Source organism: Sphingomonas carotinifaciens, assembly GCF_009789535.1.
GTDB classification, from domain to species: Bacteria; Pseudomonadota; Alphaproteobacteria; order Sphingomonadales; family Sphingomonadaceae; genus Sphingomonas; species Sphingomonas carotinifaciens.
Genome location: NZ_WSUT01000005.1, coordinates 1746838 through 1765103 on the forward strand (window position 1 = coordinate 1746838; position 18266 = coordinate 1765103).

The window sequence follows — 18266 nt, forward strand, 5'->3', positions numbered from 1 at the left end:
GGAAGGGGCCCGCCGCCAAGGGCACGGGCGCGTCCCGACGGGCACCGCAAAACGTGCCTTGGCACGTTTTCAAACAGCCTCTAAGCCGCTGTCCCATGACCTCGACCAACGACATCCGCCGCGGCTTTCTCGACTATTTCGGTGAACAGGGGCACCAGATCGTGCCGTCCGCGCCGCTCGTGCCGCAGAACGACCCGACGCTGATGTTCGTCAATGCGGGCATGGTGCCGTTCAAGAACGTGTTCACCGGCCTGGAATCGCGGCCTTATTCGACCGCCACCAGCTCGCAGAAATGCGTCCGCGCCGGTGGCAAGCATAACGATCTGGACAATGTCGGCTACACCGCCCGGCACCACACCTTCTTTGAGATGCTGGGCAATTTCTCGTTCGGTGATTATTTCAAGGAACAGGCGATCACCCATGCCTGGACGCTGCTGACCAAGGTATGGGCCATTCCCGCCGAGAAGCTGACCGCCACCGTCTACCACACCGACGACGAGGCGTTCGACCTGTGGAAGAAGATCGCGGGACTTCCCGACCACAAGATCATCCGCATCCCCACCAAGGACAATTTCTGGGTGATGGGGGAAAACGGGCCGTGCGGGCCGTGCTCGGAAATCTTCTACGATCACGGTGAGCATATCTATGGCGGCCCTCCCGGCAGCCCGGAGGAGGATGGCGACCGCTTTGTCGAGATCTGGAACCTCGTCTTCATGCAATATGAGCAGGAAGCCAACGAGATCATCGGCGAACTGCCCAAGAAGTCGATCGACACGGGCATGGGGCTGGAGCGCGTCGCGGCCGTGTTGCAGGGCGTGCACGACAATTACGACACGGACACGTTCAAGGCGCTGATCGCGGCGTCGTGCGATCTGACCCACACCAGGGCGGAAGGCGCGCAGATGGCGAGTCACCGCGTCATCGCCGACCATCTGCGCTCGGCGGGCTTCCTGGTCGCGGACGGCGTGCTGCCCGCCAATGAGGGGCGCGGCTATGTGCTGCGCCGGATCATGCGCCGCGCGATGCGCCATGCGCACCTGCTGGGCGCCAAGGAGCCGCTCATGCACCGGCTGGTGCCCGCGCTCATCACCGAAATGGGCGCGGCATACCCGGAGCTGTTCCGTGCGCAGCCGCTGATCGAGGCGACGCTGCGGCAGGAGGAGACCCGGTTCCGCCAGACGCTGGACAAGGGGCTGAAGCTGCTCGACGAGGCGACCGCGGGCATGGACGAGGGCGCGACGCTGGCCGGCGAGACCGCGTTCAAGCTCTACGACACCTATGGCTTCCCCTATGACCTGACCGAGGATGCGTTGCGCGCGCAAGGCCTGTCGGTCGACCGCGCCGGCTTCGATGCGGCGATGGCCGAGCAGAAGCGTGCCGCGCGCGCCGCATGGAAGGGATCGGGCGCCAAGGCGTCGGACGACCTGTGGTTCGACATCGCCGAGGAAACCGGGTCGACCGAGTTTCTGGGCTATGCCTCCGACACCGGCGAGGGCGAGGTGCTGGCGCTGATCAAGGACGGTGCGCGCGTCGATCGTGCGACCACCGGCGATACGGTGGCGATCGTCGTCAACCAGACGCCCTTCTACGGCGAGAGCGGCGGTCAGGTCGGCGATGCCGGCACCATCTCCAACGATGCCGGCCTGCGCGCCGCCGTTACCGATACGTCCAAGCAGCTTGGCCGGGTGTTCGTGCATCACGCCCAGGTCGAGGCGGGCGAGATCAAGGTCGGCGATCCCGTCAAGCTGGCGATCGATGTCGCACGCCGCGCGCAGATCCGCGCCAACCATTCCGCGACGCACCTGTTGCACGAAGCCCTGCGCGAGCGGCTGGGCAGCCATGTCGCGCAAAAGGGCTCGCTGGTCGCGCCCGAGCGGCTGCGCTTCGACTTTTCGCAGCCGGTCGCGGTGGGCGCCGAGGACATCGCGGTCGTCGAGGCGGCGGTCAATGCGCAGGTGCGTGGCAACGGATCGGTGACCACCCGGCTGATGACCCCGGACGATGCGATCGCAATGGGTGCGATGGCGCTGTTCGGCGAGAAATATGGCGACGAGGTTCGCGTCGTGTCGATGGGCGAGGATGCCGACGGCACCTATTCCATCGAACTGTGCGGCGGCACGCATGTCGGCGCGCTGGGCGAGATCGGGCTGTTCAAGATCGTGTCGGAGGGCGCGGTGTCGAGCGGCGTGCGCCGTGTCGAAGCGCTGACCGGCGAGGCGGCGCGCAGCTATCTCTCGGCGCGCGACGAGAAGCTGCGCGAGGCGGCGACCGCGCTGAAGACGGCGCCAGACGATGTGCCCGCGCGCGTCGCCGCGCTGATCGAGGAGCGGCGCCGGCTGGAGCGCGAACTGGCCGAGGCGAAGAAGGTGCTGGCGATGGGCGGCGGTGCCGCTGGCCCGGTCGGCCCGGAGCAGATCGGCGACGTGGCGTTCATCGGACAGGTGCTCGACGGGTTCGAGGCCAAGGGGCTGCGCGGCGCGGTGGACGAGGCCAAGCAGCGGCTAGGCTCCGGCGTGGCGGTGATGGTCGCGGTGAACGATGGCCGCGCTTCGGTGGCGGTCGGTGTGACCGACGATGTCGTCGGTCGCCTCAACGCGGTGGATCTGCTGCGCCGGGCCGTGGCGGCGCTGGGCGGGCAGGGCGGCGGTGGCCGGCCCGACATGGCGCAGGGCGGCGGGCCGGACGGCGCCAAGGCCACCGAGGCGCTGGATGCCGTGCGGGAGGCGCTGGCGGGGTGAGGATGGTCTGACGTCCGCAGGTCCGCGGACGCCTTTCGGGAAGAAGGTGGGATGCGGCACTGGACGTTGGGATTGATCGGCCTGTGGGCGGCGGGAGCGGTGGCGCAAACCGCGCCCCCGGCCGCGCCCCCGAATGCGCCGGCACCGCCGAAGAGCGACGAACTGGTCGTCACCGGCCGGCGTGCGCCGGACAAGGCCGAACTGCGCCGGCAGGTCGATGGCGTGGCCGGCCATCCCGGCTTCGACAAGCCGCTGGCGCGGTTCATCGAGCCCGTCTGCCTGGGCACGATGGGCCTTGGCGCCGATACCGGTGCCGCGATCCTGGACCGGATGGTGCAGGTGGCCGAAGCGGCCCGCGTGCCGATGAACGGCAAGGCGACGTGCTCTCCCAACGTGCTGGTGCTGTTCATCGACGACAGCCATGCCGGGGTGGAGCGGATCGCCAAGCGCACCTCCGGCCTGATGCGCAGCCTGTCCTATTACGAGGTCAAGGCGCTGTTGAAGGAGCCGGGGCCGGTCTATGCGTGGAGCGCGGTGGAAACCCGCTCGCGCGACGGGGACCGGATGGCGGTCGATTTTCCGGGCGACGTGCCGCAACTGAAGGTGTCGACCGCGACGCGCACCGCTCTGCCGATCCGGCAGGACATGCTGTCCTCCGTCGTCATCATCGAGCGCAAGGCGGTGGCGGGCAAGCTGGTGACGCAGATCGCCGACTATGCCGCGATGCGCGCCTTTGCCGAGACGAAGCCGCGGCGCAAAGGGGATGCCGCAACGATCCTGTCGCTGTTCGACGAAGGCGTGGTGGCGCCGGTCGAGATGACCGCCTTCGACCGCGGCTATCTGCGCGGCGTCTATAGCGGGGCGCCCAATCAGCTCCCCGGATTCCAGATCGGGGGCATGGCGCGCGCGATCGGCGAGGAAATGATCAAGGAGGACGCAGGCCCTTGAATGCAACCGGCCGACCCGGCGCCCGCCCGGGGCAGCGCGACCTGACGAGCGGGCCGATCGGCCGCTCGCTGCTGCTCTTCGCGCTGCCGACGCTTGGCTCCAGCATCCTGCAGTCGATCAACGGATCGATCAATGCGGTGTGGATCGGCCAGTTTCTGGGCGAACGCGCGCTGGCGGCGACGACGAACGCCAATCTGGTGCTGTTCCTGCTGGTGTCGGCGGTGTTCGGCTTCGGCATGGCGGCGACGATCATGATCGGGCAGGCCGCCGGGCGCGGCGATATCGAGGGGGTGCGCCGCGTGTTCGGCACCACGCTGGGGCTGTTCGCGGTGCTGTCGACGCTGGTGGCGGTCGCCGGGTGGCTGGCGGCGCCTGCGATCCTGACGACGCTCGGCACGCCGGCGGAGGCCTATCCGCTGGCGCTGGCCTATCTGCGGGTCATCTTCGTCTCGATGCCGACCGGGTTCCTGTCGGTGCTGGTCAGCATGGCGCTGCGCGGCACCGGCGATGCGATCACCCCGTTGAAGTTCCTCGCGCTCGGCGCGGTGCTGGATGCCGGGTTGAACCCGTTGCTGATCGTCGGGGTCGGGCCGTTCCCGGAACTGGGCATCACCGGCTCGGCGCTTGCCACGGTGATCGCCAACACGCTGTCCTTCGTGGCGATGCTGGTCTTCGTCTATCGCCGCGATCTGGTCGTGCGCCTGCGGGGGGCTGAATGGCGCTACCTGCGGCCGGACCCTGCGCTGTTGAAGCCGCTCGTCACCAAGGGGATACCCATGGGGTTGCAGATGCTGGTCGCGACCGGATCGGCGCTGGCGATGATCGGGCTGGTCAATCGCCAGGGAACGACGATCACCGCCGCTTACGGCGCGGCCAGCCAGCTATGGACCTATATCCAGATGCCCGCGATGGCGGTGGGCGGCGCGGTCAGCGCGATGGTGGCGCAGAATATCGGCGCCGGCCGCTGGGACCGGGTGGAGCGGGTCAACCGGTCCGGCGTGATCCTGAACCTGATCCTGACCGGCGGCCTGGTCGCGGCGGTCGCGGCCGCCGACCGGCACGTGCTGTGGCTGTTCCTGGGCAGCGACGGCGATGCGGTGGGGGCGGCGACGCGGATCAACCTGATCGGATCGGCCAGCTTCATCCTGTTCGGCGTATCGATCGTCTTGTCCGCCACGATGCGTGCGAACGGCGCAGTGGTGGCGCCGCTCGTCATCCTGGCGGTGGCGTTGTTCCCGGTGCGCCTCGGCCTGGCCTATGCGCTGACCCCCGCCTGGGGGGCGGATGCGATCTGGTGGAGCTTTCCGGCGGGCTCGCTGGCGTCGATGGTGATGACCATCGGCTATTACCGGCACGGCAACTGGAAAAAGGGCAGGCCGCTCGCGCCGCCCGAGGCCGAGGAGCAGGCCATGGCCTGCGAGGAACCGACCGCCAAGAAGATGCCGGTCGGCTGACCTGCGCGCGCCGTCAGTCGCGCGGTGCCATCACCTCGATGATGCCGGGGGCGACCTTGGCGGTGACGGGGGTACGAGCGAGCACCTCGCCGTCGATGGAGATCGGCAGGCGCGGTTCGGTATCGATGCGCAGGGACTTGGCCCGGAACTCGCGCACCTCTTCCTTGCGCGCCTCGCTGCGGAAGATGCTGGCCGTCCAGTTGGCGATCAGGCGGCGTTTTACATGGCCGCACACCGCCTGCACGACGATCTCGCCCGAATCGACCGAGGCCGATTCCACCAGTTCGGTGCCGCCATGATAGGGCCCGTTGGAGATGCGCACCTCCACCACGCGCAGCCGTTCCGCACTCGCGCCTTCGCCGACGATCAGGGTGAACGGCCGGAACCGCATGAACTGGTACGCCGCCCAGCCGAGATAGCCGACGCGGCCGAACACCTTTTTCAGATTGTGCGGCACCGTCTCGGCGATCTTGGGGCTGATGCCCATCGCCGCGCAATTGGCGTAGTAATCCTTGTCGATCATGCCCAGATCGATCCGCCTGGGCGCGCCGTTCCGGATCACGTCGATCGCGCCGTCGACCGTCAGCGGGATGTTCAGCGAACGGGCAAAGCTGTTCGCGGTGCCGAGCGGCAGCACGCCCAGGATCACGTCATGCCCGACCATCAGGTCGACGAGCCCGCTGATCGTCCCGTCGCCGCCGCCCAGGATCAGCAGGTCGGGCTTGGCCGACAATACGTCCCTGACCACCCGTTCCAGGTTCTTGGGGTCGTCCACCGCGCGGGCATCTACCTGATAAGGCAGGCCGGACATCGCCTCGCAGGCGCGCTTGAACAGCTTCTGCCCCTTGCGGGACTTGGCATTGACGACCATCGCGGCCGACCGGATTTCCCTCAAGACCAATTCCTTTCGGGCGCGCAACGCTTGGCAAGTGCTCCGCGATCCCGCAAAGCATGACGATGACCGCCGCCTATCCTGCGCTTCGCCTGCGCCGTACGCGCGCCTCGGGGTGGAGCCGCCGGCTCCATGCCGAAACCGTCCTGACCCCGGCCGATCTGATCTGGCCGTTGTTCATCACGCAAGGGCAGGGGGTGGAGGAGCCCGTCGCCAGCCTGCCGGGCGTGTCCCGCTGGTCGCTGGACGGCATCGTGGCGCGGGCGCGTGAGGCGCGGGACCTGGGCATTCCGTGCCTGGCGCTGTTTCCCAACACGCCGCCGGAGCTGCGTTCGGATGCGGGCGAGGAGGCGCTGAACCCCGACAATCTGATGTGCCGCGCCATCCGCGCGATCAAGGATGCGGTGCCCGAGATCGGCCTGCTGACCGATGTCGCGCTCGATCCCTATACCACGCATGGTCATGACGGGCTGGTCGATGCCGCGGGCTATGTGGAGAACGACAGGACGGCCGACGCGCTGGTGCAGCAGGCGCTGACCCAGGCGCGCGCCGGGTCCGACATCATTGCGCCGTCCGACATGATGGACGGCCGCATCGGCCTGATCCGCGGCGCGCTGGAGGCCGAGGGCTTCCACAATGTCCAGATCATGTCCTACGCCGCCAAATATGCCAGCGTCTTCTATGGTCCGTTCCGCGATGCGGTGGGCAGCCGCGGGCTGTTGAAGGGCGACAAGAAGACCTACCAGATGGACCCCGCCAATGCCGAGGAGGCGCTGCGCGAGGTGGCGCTGGACCTGGGCGAGGGCGCGGACAGCGTGATGGTGAAGCCGGGCCTGCCCTATCTGGACATCATCCTGCGGGTGAAGTCCGAGTTCCAGGTGCCGGTCTTCGCCTATCAGGTGTCTGGCGAATATGCGATGATCGAGGCGGCGGCCGCCGTCGGCGCGATGGACCGCGACGCGCTGGTGCTGGAGACGCTGATGGCATTCAAGCGTGCCGGGTGTTCGGGGGTGCTGACCTATCATGCGGCGCATGCCGCGCGGCTGCTCGGCGCGTGAGCGAGACGCCTGTGGCGGGCGTGTCGGTGGCGGACGCCGCCGCAGATCCCGCCCCCATGACCACCGCCATGTCGCGGCCGGTGCACGCGCTGTTCGTGGCGACGATCCTGGCGGGATCGTTCCTGCTGTTCCTGGTCCAGCCGATGGTGGCGCGCATGGCGCTGCCCCGGCTGGGCGGGGCACCCGCCGTATGGAACTCGGCGATGCTGGTCTATCAGGCGCTGTTGCTGGGCGGCTATGCCTATGCGCACGGGCTGGCGCGGTTCCGGCCGCGGGTGCAGGCGAGCATCCATCTGGGACTGCTGGCGATCGCGGCCTTGTGGCTGCCGATCGGGCTGGTCGCGGGCGATCCGCCGGCCGATGCCGATCCCGCCGTGTGGGTGCCGTGGCTGCTCGGCCTGTCGATCGGGCCGCTGTTCTTCGCCGTGTCGGCGCAGGCGCCGCTGATCCAGCGCTGGTTCGCCGCGGCGAGCGGCGGGCGGGACCCTTATGCGCTTTATGCCGCGTCCAATCTCGGCAGTTTCGGCGGGCTGATCGCCTATCCGCTGCTGGTGGAACCTTCGCTGGCGCTGAAGGGGCAGAGTCTGGTCTGGACGATCGGCTACGGCGCGCTGGTGCTGCTTGTCGCCGCCTGTGCGCTGCGCCTGCCGCCGCGCGCGGTGGCGGAGGCGCAACATGCGGTCACGCCGCCGGCCACGCCGCGCCGTATCGCCTACTGGATCGCGCTGTCGCTGGTCCCCTCGGGCCTGATGCTCGCGACCTCCACCTATATCACCACCGACATCGTCGCGATGCCGCTGTTGTGGGTGCTGCCATTGGGGCTCTACCTGCTCAGCTTCACCATCGCCTTCGCCGCGCGGCGCGGCGCGGCCGACATGGTCACGCGGATCGCGCCGGTGACGCTGCTGCTGTTCGGCGGCGTCATCATGGCGGGCTATCACCAGCGACCTTATTTCAACGCGGGCATCGCACTGCTGTTGCTGTTCATGGTGTCGGTGGCGCTGCACACCGCATTGTTCCGCGCGCGACCGGCGCCGGACCGGCTGACCGGATTCTATCTGGCGATGTCGGCGGGCGGGGCGCTGGGCGGGGTGTTCGCCGGGCTGCTGGCGCCCGTGCTGTTCGACTGGACCTATGAATATCCGCTGCTGATCCTGGCGGCGGGGATGCTGGTGCCGCAACAGTTCCTGGCGGTGCCGATCCACCGGCTATGGGCACGCCATGGCCGTGCCATGCTGATCGGGCTGGCTTTGATCCTGGGTGTCGGCATCAACGTGGCGGTGCTGCGTGCCGACGGGTTGACCGGGGCGGCGAACGGTATCGCCTTTCTGATGCTGGCAACGCTCGGGCTGCTGACGATCGGCGCGCGTGCGGGCTATGTCCTGCTGCTCGCCAGTGCGCTGGTCGTGTTCGGCGGTTACCGCGCCATCGCGCTCAGCCTGGATGCCGGCGCGCGGACGCGCAGCTATTTCGGCGTCTACACGGTCAATATCCGCCCCGACCGGCGCGAGCTGGATCACGGCACCACCGTGCACGGGGTGCAGCTTCGCGGATCGCCGGCGCGCGAGCGGCAGCCGACGACCTATTACGCGCCCGGCTCCGGCGTGGGGCAGGCGATGCTGCTGGCGCCGACCCTGTACGGCGCCGGCGCGCGTATAGGCGTGGTCGGGCTGGGGACGGGAACGCTCGCCTGTTACGCCCGGACGGGGCAGAGCTGGCGCTTCTACGAGATCGATCCCGCCGTCATCCGTATCGCGCGCGATACCGGGCAGTTCAGCTATCTGTCACGCTGCCTGCCGCGGCCGACGATCCTGCTGGGCGATGCGCGGATCAGCCTGGCGCAGGCCGCACCCGACAGCCTGGACCTGCTCGCGCTAGACGCCTTCTCGTCCGACGCCATTCCGATGCATCTGATGACGCGCGAGGCGTTCGAAACCTATGCGCGCGTCCTGTCCGACCGCGGCATGCTGCTCGTCCACATCTCCAACCGCTTTCTCGACCTCGAACCCGTGGTCGCTGCCGCCGCCCAGAGCGGGGGATGGCATGCCATGCAGTTGAACTACAATCCTTCCACGCTGGATACCGATGCATCGGCGTCCTTGTGGATCGCCCTGTCGCGGGACCGGGCGGTGATCGACACGCTGGCCGACCGCAATCCGGGCTGGGCGCCGATCGCGAACACCGGGCATGTGCCGGTGTGGACCGATGATTATTCGACCATCCTGCCGCTGATCCGGGGGTTCTAGGATCAGGCGGCGGGCAGCCCGGCTTGCAGGCGGTCGATCGTCGCGCTCTGCCGCGTGCCCTCGGCGGCGGCGCGGGTCTTGAGCGCGGTCAGCGCGGGATAGTCGGGCGCCAGTTGCGCGGCACGGTCGATCGCGGCCTCGTCGATCGTGGTGACCAGCGCGGAGAGTTGCGCGCGGCGATCGTCCAGTTGGGCCAATCCCGCCTGCGCGTTCAGCCAGGGCTCGCTGCCGACCGCCTGGCCACGCGCCGCACGCGCCTGAGTCTCGACCTGCCGTGCTTCGCTGTCGAAGTCGCGGGCCAGGGTATCCAACTGGCGGCTCCATTCGGCGATGCGCGCGTCGAGCGCCGGATCGGGGCGGATTTCCACCGGCTTCACCTCGGGCTCGGCGAAACCCAGTTTCTCGACCGGGCGCACGCCCAGCGAGGGATAGACGGTGTCGTCCTTTGCGCAGGCGGCGAGCGACAGGCTGAGCGATAAAGCCAGGGCGAGGGGGCGGAGCGACGGCATCATCCCTTGTCCGTAGAAAAGTGAAGAAAGTCGAGCAACACTCTTGCGTTCGTTTCCGCCCGCTTCTAAGAGCCCACCTCCACAGCGCGCCCGTAGCTCAGCTGGATAGAGCATCAGACTACGAATCTGAGGGTCGGACGTTCGAATCGTTCCGGGCGCGCCAGTGGAAAAACAGGTCCCAAGCGACCCATGCGCGCCCGTAGCTCAGCTGGATAGAGCATCAGACTACGAATCTGAGGGTCGGACGTTCGAATCGTTCCGGGCGCGCCATTCACCAGACAGCATCGACCGAATGGCCCCTCCCGCGCCGCAGGAAGGGCCTTATTGCGATTACCGGCCGTACATCCGGTCCAGCATGCGCGACACGGTGACCAGTTGCGCGGCGGCGGGATCGAAGCGTGCACCGCCGGCGAGGCGCCGTGCCCAGTCGGCGCCGGCGCGGCCACCCCATTCCTCCGGCGGCTGGCGGAGCGTTTCGCGCTGGGTGCCGCGATAGCGCTCCGCCACGAAGTCGTAGAAGGAACCATCGACGTTGCGCAGCGCCGCGCCGCCATGCGTGCCGTAGAAGGCGGCGCTGATCTCCGCATCGCGACCGGCATGGAGCCGCCAGGAGCAGGTGAGGCGCACGACGGTGCCGGTGGGCAGCACGATGCTGGCGGTGGCGAAGTCTTCGACGGCCTCCGCTGCGGGGGGAAGCAGGCGCCCGTCAGCGAACAGTTGCGCGGTGACCGCGGGATCGCCCTCGGGAAAGCCCAGCGCCCAGAGCGCCAGATCGACCAGATGCACTCCCAGATCCATCACGCAACCGCCACCCGATTGCGCACGGTCGTAGAACCACGGCTTGTCCGGGCCATAGGCGTTGTGAAAGACGAGATCGACTGCCTGGACATGGCCGAGCGCGCCCTCCGCCAGCAGGGCGCGGATCGCCTGCATGCCGGCGGTGAAGCGGTAGGAAAAGTCCACCGACAACAGCCGGTCGGCGGCGCGCGCGGCCTCCACCACGCGGGCCGCCTCGGCGGCATCGCGGCCGAGCGGCTTCTGGCAGAACACCGCCGCGCCGGCATTCAGCGCAGCGATCGACTGTTCGGCATGAAGCGCGCTGGGCGTGGCGATGACGACGCCGTCGACGCCGGTCGCCAGCATCGCCTCCAGCCCGTTCACGTGCCTGGCGTCCGGCGCCAGCTTCGCCGCCTCGGCGATCATGTCCGCCGAGGGATCGGCGATCGCCGCCGCCTCCACCAGCCCCGTCTCCAGCATCGCCTGCATCCGGTGCCGCCCGATCCACCCGACCCCCAGAAAGCCGATACGCGGGCGGTTCATGCGGCGTCTCCGAACGTTATCAATGCTTTGACGAACCCTTGCGGCTTGTCGCGGGTCGCGGCGATCGCCTCGTCCAGTTGCGTGAGCGGATAGCGGTGGGTGTAGAGCGGAGCGGGATCGATCCGGCCGCTCGCCACCGCGTCCACCGCTTCGCGCAGGCCCCGCATCTGCACCGCGGGATCGCGTTCATGCGCGTTGATGACGTCGATGCCTTTCCAGTTCCAGTCCTGCATGTTCACTTGGCGCGGCCCGTCCTGATGATAGCCGGCGACGATCAGCTTGCCGCCGAAGCCGGTGATCGCGCTGGCGAGATCGAGCGGCCACTGCTTGCCCACCGCCTCGATCACCCGGTCGCACAGCGTCTCCCCGGTCAGGCGCTTCACCTCCTCGATGATCGCCCAGTGGTCGTGCATCGGGATCGTCTCCGCTGCGCCATAATGCCGGGCAAGCGCCAGCGACTCGTCGCGGCGCGAGATCGCGATGACGCGGGCGCCGGCGTCCGTGGCGAGGCGGGTGAGTATCGCGCCGAGGAAGCCGATGCCGACGATGGCGACGGTGTGGCCGGGGCGGATGTCGGAGCGGCGGAAGATGTTCATCGCGCAGCCGAGGGGCTCGCCGGGGAAGGGGCGGCGGTGGAGGGCGGGGGGCAGGACGACGAGCGCGTCGGCGGCGGCGATGTCGTAGGCGGCGAAGCTGTGGCAGGACAAGGTGGCGACGCGGTCGCCGGGGTGCACGTCCGACACGCCCGGGCCGACCGCGTCGACGATGCCCCAGCCCTCATGCCCCATGCCGCCCGCCTCGCCGGGGAAGCTGGACCAGGGCTGTCCGGCCCATGGCTCGACGTTCGAGGCGCAGACGCCGCAGCCCTCCAGCCGGATGCGCACCTCGCCGGGTCCGGGTTCGGGGCGGGCCACCTCCACCATCTCGAACCGTTCGGGTGCGGCCAGTATCGCGGCCTGCATCGTCTCGCTCACCATCTGTTCCTTGTCGTTCGTTATCATGAAGCCCAGGCGACGATCAGGGCGATCGCCGCGGCAAAGGTGACCAGCACCGTGATCCAGCCGAGCATGGTGGTCAGCCAGCCGTTGCGCCGTGCGCCCATCATCCGCCGGTCGCCGGTCATGATCATCATCGCACACAGCAGCGGCGGCACCGAAAAGCCCTGCACGATCCCCGACCACACCAAAGCCCGCATCGGATTGAAGCCGAGAAAGTTGAGCGCCACCGCGACGATCGTGACCAGCACGATCACCGCGTAGAACAGCTTCGCCTCGCCGACCTTTGCGTTCAGATGCCCCTCGCGCCCGACCCCCTGTACCAGATCATAGGCGGCGCCGGTCGACATGACGGGCACCGCGAGGAAACCGACGCCGACCACGCCGGCGGCGAACAGCCATTTGGCAGCCGGACCCGCCAGCGGCTCCAGCGCGGAGGCGGCCTGTGCGGCGCTTTCGATCTCGGTCTGGCCGGCGGGGTGGAGCGTCGCACCGGTCGACAGGATGATGAAGTAGAGGATGACGTTGGAGAAGAGCATGCCGACGATGACGTCGCGGCGGGTGCGCTCCAGCTCCCCGCGGCTGGCGCCGAAACGCTGGCGCCAGCGCGTTCTGCCCTCGGCGATCTGCTCCTCCACCTCCTGATTGGACTGCCAGGTGTAGATATAGGCGGACAGGGAGGTGCCGATGCACGCGACGACCATCGCCAGGAACTCGGCATCCATCGTCACCCGTGGCATCACCGTCGCGCGCAGCACCGCCCCCCAGTCGGGCCGGGCCATGATCGCGGCCGCGACATAGGCGAACAGGGCAAGCGCCAGCCAGCGGAAGATGGTGCGCAGCAGATCGTAGCTGCCGAAGATCTGAAAGGCGACGATGATCGCCGCCGCGCCCACGACGATGGCGGGAACGGGCACGGGGACGAGCAGCGCCAGCGCCGCGCCGATCCCGCCCAGATTGGCCGCCGCCTCGATGACATTGCCGGTAAAGGCGCAGGCGACGAGCGGATACAGCACCCAGCGCGGAAACCGGTCGCGCACCGCGGCGAACAGTCCCTTGCCATAAACGCGCCCCAGCTTGGCCGAGACATAGACGACGACATACATCATCGGCAGCAGCACGGGGGCGATCCACAGAAAGCCCAGGCCGAACCGTGCGCCGGCGGTGGCATAGGTGCCGATCGCGGAAGGATCGTCGTCCGCCGCCCCGGTGATGATGCCGGTGCCAAGCACGCGCAGGGGATTGCGCGCCATCAGGCACGCCTCGCTTCATGGGTCATCGTCGCTCCTGCATGACCGGGTCCGGCGGGTGCCGGCACCGGTTGCAGCAGCGCGATGACACCGTGCCATGCGAAGCAAAATAACATCGGATCACAATTGCTTGATACCGGGCGCGTGCCCGATCTTCATTCCGCCGCCACCGCAGGGACGCTGGTCGATGCCGGTGCGTAGCGGTCGATCATCCATGCGCAGAAATCGGCAAAGGCCTGCGGCTCGCGCGCCGGGCTGGTATGATGCGGCGCGACGCCCAGATGCTCGGGCGTGAAGCAGAAGGTGACGGTGACGTCGAGATCGGCCAGCGCCTCCATCTGGCGGTCGAACCAGTCGGTCGCATTGGGCCGGAAGCTGTCCGCCCAGCTCAGCCCGGTGCGCAGCTTCTTCGTGCCCAGCCGCTTCATCCAGGCGACGGCATCGTCCAGCCGGGGGTCCTCGAAATGGAACCACTGCATCAGCCCCATCTCGCCCGCCACCTTGGCATAATCCTCCAAGGCGGGCTTCGGCGTACCGTCCGGGCGGATGAGCCCCATGTAGAAATGGCGGTAATAGCTGGACCCTTCCGCCTCGCGGTGGCGGGTGGTGGCGCCCCATTCCATCGGCAGGTCGAACAGCGAATACCAGAAGACGCGCGGCACGCGGCCGAGCAGCAGCTCGGCGGTGCGACGCAGGCCGAACACCTGCACCTCCTCCGCCCCGAAGGAGCCGACGCCGACTTCGGTCACCCAGACGGGCTTGTGCGTCACCGCCTCGATCTCGGCGACCTTGGCCGGCCATTCGTGGATCGACCACAGGTTCCAGTCGAGCGGGAAGCCGTGCACCGCGACGACATCGACCGCATCCAGCACGCCGTGCCCTTCCATGCGGCGCACCCAGGCCGGATCGATGGGCGACATGCCGCCCAGCACGCGGGTGATCGCCGGATTGACCGCGTGGATCGCGTTGCCGGCACGCGCGACCGTATCGGCGAAGATCGCCCAGTCGGGATCGAGTTCCGGGTCCCAATGCGACTTGTTGTTCGGCTCGTTCCAGATCATCGCGGCTTCGATCATCGTGTTTCCTCCCCCTTGTTCGGATAGACGGCGGCAGGGCCGTATTCGGCATAGGGTATATCGCTGACGCGGCAGAGATAGACCTCGTTCTCCGGATGCGCCTCGATCCGGAACCCGGCGGCGCGCAGCATCGCCTCCGAACAGGCGCGGTTCGGTGCCCACCAGTTGGTCCAGTCGTTGGCGAAGGCACGCTCGATGAAATGCATCTTCGGATAGGCGGCATCGTCGAAAAAGTCGGGCGGCTGGTGCGTGCCCGGCTTGTGAAAGGGATGGTCGGCCGGCGCGTCATAGGCGTCGCGCGACCCCTGCTGCATCGTCTGGAACAGCAGCATGTCGCCCGCGACATGCTCCCGGATCAGGTCCAGCGCGAGCAGCGGGTGGCGCAGGTGATAGAGCACGCCCATGAAGATCACGAGGTCGAACCGTTCACCAAGCGCACCGACATCGTAGACGGACAGGTTGCGGAACTCGACACCCTCGAACCCCAGCGCCCGGCTCGCCAGCCGCGCCTGCGCCAGATAGCGGTCGTCGCTGTCGATCCCCAGCACCCGGTCGGCGCCGCGCCGCTTCATCTCGACAGAATAAAAGCCGGCATTGCAGCCGATATCGAGCACCGACTTGCCGGTCAGGTCGGCAGGCAGGGCGTGGGCGAAGCGGTCGAACTTGAAGCCCGGATAATTGCCCAGGAAATGATCGGGCGCGGTCCACAGCCCATCGCCCAGATCGATATTGTGGAACCACGGCCCAAGCGCGGCCACCTGTTCACGCAAAGCCTTGTCGGCGATCGTCGCCATCAGCACATCCTCTCGTTCAGGCTCAGCAATTTGGCACCCCAGTCGCCGACCACGGCGCGCGAGACGCTGGCCGGGGCAATGTCGAAGCGCAGGAGATTGTCGAGCGACAGGCCCAGCACATGCGCGACGCCGGCGCGGATCATGTCGCTATGGCTGACCAGCGCGATCACCTGCCCATCGGCGTCGCGCGCCAGCCGTTCGATATGGCCGACGATGCGGGCCTGCGCCTCCGCCATCGTCTCGCCACCGGGGATGCGCGCCGTGCCGCGCCGGTTGTTCCATGCATCCCAGGCGGGGCCGTGCAACGTGCCGAATGCAGCCCCCGTCCAATCGCCCATGTCGATCTCGACCAGCGCATCGACCATGGTCGGCGCCGGAAGACCGCACGCGTCCGCAATCGCCTGCGCCGTCTGGCAGGTGCGGGTCAGGGGGCTGCATTCGATGCGGGTGATCCCCTGACCGACCAGCGCCGCCCCCAAGGCGGCCGCCTGCGCCAAGCCGGCCTCGCTCAAGGGTACGCCCGGCAGGCGCCCCGAAAGACGTACATCCAGATGAGCATGCGCCGCATGGCGGATGAAAAGGATCGTTGCGGTCAAATGTACGCTTCCCCGCCCCCTGTATCGCCGCACCAGGAATGGCAGCGACTTAACAATTGTTAAGAAGATAGCTTCTCAATAGGTTAGGAACAAAGAAGAAGAAGCTTCGTTCCACTACCGAAAGCATTGTGATGAGGGGGTGTTGAACCGAATGACCCGAGTGGCCGCGACAATCCGCTTTTCGTCAACAACACAGATCAAGTTTCCGGCATGAGCGAGACGGTTCTCATCACCGGCGGCGCCGGCTTTATCGGCCGTTTCGTTGCCGATGAACTGCTCGCCCGCGGCAACCGGGTCCGCGTTCTCGACAGCCTGATCGAGCAGGTGCACGGGCAGGTGGATCGCCCCCCGCTGCTGAACGACGAGGTCGAGTTGATCCGCGGCGACGTGCGCGACGGCGATGCGGTGTCGCGCGCGCTGGACGGGGTGGACAGCGTCGTCCACCTCGCCGCCGAAGTGGGCGTCGGCCAGTCGATGTACGAGGTGGAACGCTATACCTCGACCAACGATGTTGGCACCGCGGTGCTGTTCGAGAAGCTGATCGACAAGCCGGTGCGCCGCGTCGTCACCGCCTCGTCCATGTCGATCTATGGCGAGGGGCTGTACCGCGATGCGGACGGCAATCTGGTTGAGGATGCCGAGCGCCGGGGCCTGCGCGACGGTTTGTCCAACTGGGAGCCGGTCGATGGGCAGGGGCGGCCGCTATCGCCGGTGGCGACGCCCGAATGGAAGCGTCCGAACCTTGCCTCGATCTACGCGCTCAACAAATATGTGCAGGAGCGCACCACCCACATCATGGCCGCGCCCTATGGCATCGAGGGCGTGTGCCTGCGCCTGTTCAACGTCTATGGTCCAGGGCAAGCGCTGTCGAACCCCTATACCGGCGTGCTGGCGATCTTCGCCTCGCGCCTGCTCAACGGCCAGCAGCCGATGATCTTCGAGGATGGCGAGCAGCGCCGCGACTTCGTCCATGTGTCGGACGTGGCGCGCGCCTTTGCCGACTCGCTGACGCTGCCCCAGGCGGTCGGCGGCACGTTCAACATCGGATCGGGGCATGACCGCTCCGTCACCGAAGTGGCGACCGAACTGGCCCGCGCGATGGGCAAGAACGACCTGACCCCCGAGGTCGTGGGCAAGGCGCGGATCGGCGACATCCGCCACTGTTTCTGCGACACCGGTCTGGCCGCCGAGAAGCTGGATTTCCGCGCGACGCAGGATTTCACGCGAGGACTGGCCGAGCTGGCCGAATGGGTCGCCGAGCAGACCGCCGAGGACAAGGTGGCGACGATGCGCGCCGAACTGGAGAAGCGGGGGCTGGTGGCGTGAGCGACGACCGGCCCATCCTGATCACGGGCGGCGCTGGCTTTATCGGTTCGAACCTCGCGGACCGGCTGGCGGGCGAGGGGCACCGCATCCGCGTCTATGACGCGCTCGCCCGCGCCGGGGTCGAGCAGAATCTGCACTGGTTGCAGAGCCGGCACGGCGACCGGATCGAGGCGCGGATCGCCGATATTCGCGAGCAGGACGCGCTCGCCGATGCCGCTGCCGACGCCAAGGCGGTGTTCCATCTGGCCGCGCAGGTGGCGGTGACCACCAGCCTGGTCGACCCGGTGGACGACTTCACGATCAACATCGCGGCCACGCTGTCGTTGCTGGAGATGCTGCGCAAGCGGGGCGATGCGACGCCGCTGATCTTTGCGTCGACCAACAAGGTTTACGGCGATCTGGCCGACCTGGATTTCGCCGCGAGCGACAATGGCTATGCGCCGGTCGACGCCGCGATCCGCGACCATGGAATCGGCGAGGACCGGCCGCTCGACTTCCACACGCCCTATGGCTGCTCCAAGGGCGCGGCCGACCAATATGTGCTGGATTACGCGCGCAGCTACGGCGTGCCGACCGCGGTGCTGCGGATGAGCTGCATCTACGGCCACCGTCAGATGGGGACAGAGGATCAGGGATGGGTCGCCCATTTCCTGATCCGCGCGCTCGAAGGGCGGCCGATCACGCTTTATGGCGACGGGCAGCAGGTGCGCGACATCCTCGACGTGTCGAATGCGGTCGATGCCTATGTGCGGGCCTGGGCCAATATCGACCGGGTGTCGGGGCAGGTGTTTAACCTTGGCGGCGGCGCGGACAATGCGGTCAGCCTGCGTACCCTGCTCGCCTATATCGGCACGCTGATCGGGCAGGACGTGGCGATCGACTATGCGGACTGGCGCGCGGGCGACCAGCGTTATTTCGTCGCCGACACGCGCAAGGCGGAAGCGGCCCTGGGGCTGGGCGCGAAGGTGCCGTGGCGCGAGGGCGTGGCGAATCTGGCGCGCTGGCTGGCGAGCGAGCGCCGGTTGAACCTGCCGGTCGGCGACATGACGGCGCTGGCGTCGTGA

At 67.9% G+C, this 18266-nt stretch carries 15 protein-coding genes and 2 tRNA genes; 9 read left to right on the forward strand and 8 right to left on the reverse strand.

Annotated features, from left to right (window positions below):
• Positions 1-95 precede the first annotated feature (95 nt).
• From alaS to GQR91_RS10355, 3 genes are read left to right on the forward strand one after another with little or no spacing between them, the layout of a single operon-like run.
• Entirely contained in the window at positions 96-2738 is a 2643-nt protein-coding gene (alaS, locus tag GQR91_RS10345; RefSeq protein WP_149681817.1) for an alanine--tRNA ligase, read from the forward strand.
• 51 nt (positions 2739-2789) lie between these two features.
• Positions 2790-3686, forward strand: a complete 897-nt coding sequence (locus GQR91_RS10350; protein ID WP_149681816.1) for a hypothetical protein — start codon at positions 2790-2792, stop codon at positions 3684-3686.
• The gene (locus tag GQR91_RS10355) at positions 3683-5140 is read left to right on the forward strand and encodes an MATE family efflux transporter (protein WP_235903928.1); all 1458 of its coding nucleotides are present in this window, start codon (positions 3683-3685) and stop codon (positions 5138-5140) included. The genes GQR91_RS10350 and GQR91_RS10355 overlap by 4 nt, the downstream gene beginning before the upstream one ends.
• Before the next feature lie 13 nt (positions 5141-5153).
• On the opposite strand, the gene GQR91_RS10360 is transcribed toward GQR91_RS10355, so the two are convergent.
• Positions 5154-6011, reverse strand: coding sequence for a diacylglycerol/lipid kinase family protein (locus GQR91_RS10360; RefSeq protein ID WP_174236615.1), 858 nt, complete (start codon positions 6009-6011; stop codon positions 5154-5156).
• Between the two features lie 86 nt (positions 6012-6097).
• Here GQR91_RS10360 and hemB point away from each other — a divergent pair, with 86 nt between their 5' ends.
• Together hemB and GQR91_RS10370 are read left to right on the forward strand one after the other, a co-directional pair.
• Entirely contained in the window at positions 6098-7090 is a 993-nt protein-coding gene (gene hemB / locus GQR91_RS10365) for a porphobilinogen synthase (RefSeq protein ID WP_112383556.1), read from the forward strand.
• A 56-nt stretch (positions 7091-7146) separates the two neighbouring features.
• Positions 7147-9336 (forward strand): fused MFS/spermidine synthase, encoded by a 2190-nt coding sequence (locus tag GQR91_RS10370; protein WP_375781566.1) that lies wholly within the window; start codon positions 7147-7149, stop codon positions 9334-9336.
• Between the two features lie 2 nt (positions 9337-9338).
• Here GQR91_RS10370 and GQR91_RS10375 read toward each other — a convergent pair whose 3' ends face one another.
• Positions 9339-9848: a hypothetical protein gene (locus GQR91_RS10375; protein WP_149681814.1), complete on the reverse strand. Its 510-nt coding sequence runs from the start codon at positions 9846-9848 to the stop codon at positions 9339-9341.
• An 83-nt stretch (positions 9849-9931) separates the two neighbouring features.
• Between GQR91_RS10375 and GQR91_RS10380 the strand changes: the two genes are divergently transcribed.
• Positions 9932-10008, forward strand: a tRNA-Arg gene (locus tag GQR91_RS10380).
• A gap of 30 nt (positions 10009-10038) precedes the next feature.
• Positions 10039-10115 (forward strand) — tRNA-Arg (locus tag GQR91_RS10385).
• 60 nt (positions 10116-10175) lie between these two features.
• Here GQR91_RS10385 and GQR91_RS10390 read toward each other — a convergent pair.
• The 6 genes from GQR91_RS10390 to GQR91_RS10415 form a co-directional block, all read right to left on the reverse strand.
• Positions 10176-11165: a Gfo/Idh/MocA family protein gene (locus GQR91_RS10390; RefSeq protein WP_149681813.1), complete on the reverse strand. Its 990-nt coding sequence runs from the start codon at positions 11163-11165 to the stop codon at positions 10176-10178.
• Positions 11162-12139, reverse strand: coding sequence for an MDR/zinc-dependent alcohol dehydrogenase-like family protein (locus GQR91_RS10395; protein ID WP_311732253.1), 978 nt, complete (start codon positions 12137-12139; stop codon positions 11162-11164). Before GQR91_RS10395 ends, GQR91_RS10390 begins: the two co-directional genes overlap by 4 nt.
• A 23-nt stretch (positions 12140-12162) precedes the next feature.
• Positions 12163-13413: an Nramp family divalent metal transporter gene (locus tag GQR91_RS10400; RefSeq protein WP_149681812.1), complete on the reverse strand. Its 1251-nt coding sequence runs from the start codon at positions 13411-13413 to the stop codon at positions 12163-12165.
• Positions 13414-13565: 152 nt separating this feature from the next.
• Entirely contained in the window at positions 13566-14486 is a 921-nt protein-coding gene (locus GQR91_RS10405; protein ID WP_149681811.1) for a glycosyl hydrolase, read from the reverse strand.
• On the reverse strand, positions 14483-15280 hold the full coding sequence (locus GQR91_RS10410; RefSeq protein ID WP_112383980.1) for a TIGR04290 family methyltransferase: 798 nt from the start codon (positions 15278-15280) through the stop codon (positions 14483-14485). The genes GQR91_RS10405 and GQR91_RS10410 overlap by 4 nt, the downstream gene beginning before the upstream one ends.
• Positions 15280-15876 (reverse strand): histidine phosphatase family protein, encoded by a 597-nt coding sequence (locus GQR91_RS10415; RefSeq protein ID WP_149681810.1) that lies wholly within the window; start codon positions 15874-15876, stop codon positions 15280-15282. The genes GQR91_RS10410 and GQR91_RS10415 overlap by 1 nt, the downstream gene beginning before the upstream one ends.
• A 210-nt stretch (positions 15877-16086) precedes the next feature.
• On the opposite strand from GQR91_RS10415, the gene GQR91_RS10420 reads away from it, so the two are divergent.
• Both GQR91_RS10420 and GQR91_RS10425 read left to right on the forward strand, forming a co-directional pair.
• Positions 16087-17202 (forward strand): SDR family NAD(P)-dependent oxidoreductase, encoded by a 1116-nt coding sequence (locus tag GQR91_RS10420; RefSeq protein ID WP_149681809.1) that lies wholly within the window; start codon positions 16087-16089, stop codon positions 17200-17202.
• Positions 17199-18266 carry an NAD-dependent epimerase/dehydratase family protein gene (locus tag GQR91_RS10425; RefSeq protein WP_235903927.1) on the forward strand — a complete coding sequence of 356 codons (1068 nt, stop codon included), beginning with the start codon at positions 17199-17201 and terminating at the stop codon, positions 18264-18266. Before GQR91_RS10420 ends, GQR91_RS10425 begins: the two co-directional genes overlap by 4 nt.

Coding starts and splice junctions, on each gene's coding strand:
- GQR91_RS10400 (WP_149681812.1), bottom strand. CDS start 13,413: ATGGCGCGCAATCCCCTGCGCGTGCTTGGCACCGGCATCATCACCGGG.
- hemB (WP_112383556.1), top strand. CDS start 6,098: ATGACCGCCGCCTATCCTGCGCTTCGCCTGCGCCGTACGCGCGCCTCG.
- GQR91_RS10375 (WP_149681814.1), bottom strand. CDS start 9,848: ATGATGCCGTCGCTCCGCCCCCTCGCCCTGGCTTTATCGCTCAGCCTG.
- GQR91_RS10360 (WP_174236615.1), bottom strand. CDS start 6,011: ATGGTCGTCAATGCCAAGTCCCGCAAGGGGCAGAAGCTGTTCAAGCGC.
- GQR91_RS10405 (WP_149681811.1), bottom strand. CDS start 14,486: ATGATCGAAGCCGCGATGATCTGGAACGAGCCGAACAACAAGTCGCAT.
- GQR91_RS10410 (WP_112383980.1), bottom strand. CDS start 15,280: ATGGCGACGATCGCCGACAAGGCTTTGCGTGAACAGGTGGCCGCGCTT.
- GQR91_RS10390 (WP_149681813.1), bottom strand. CDS start 11,165: ATGAACCGCCCGCGTATCGGCTTTCTGGGGGTCGGGTGGATCGGGCGG.
- GQR91_RS10370 (WP_375781566.1), top strand. CDS start 7,147: ATGACCACCGCCATGTCGCGGCCGGTGCACGCGCTGTTCGTGGCGACG.
- alaS (WP_149681817.1), top strand. CDS start 96: ATGACCTCGACCAACGACATCCGCCGCGGCTTTCTCGACTATTTCGGT.
- GQR91_RS10350 (WP_149681816.1), top strand. CDS start 2,790: ATGCGGCACTGGACGTTGGGATTGATCGGCCTGTGGGCGGCGGGAGCG.
- GQR91_RS10420 (WP_149681809.1), top strand. CDS start 16,087: ATGAGCGAGACGGTTCTCATCACCGGCGGCGCCGGCTTTATCGGCCGT.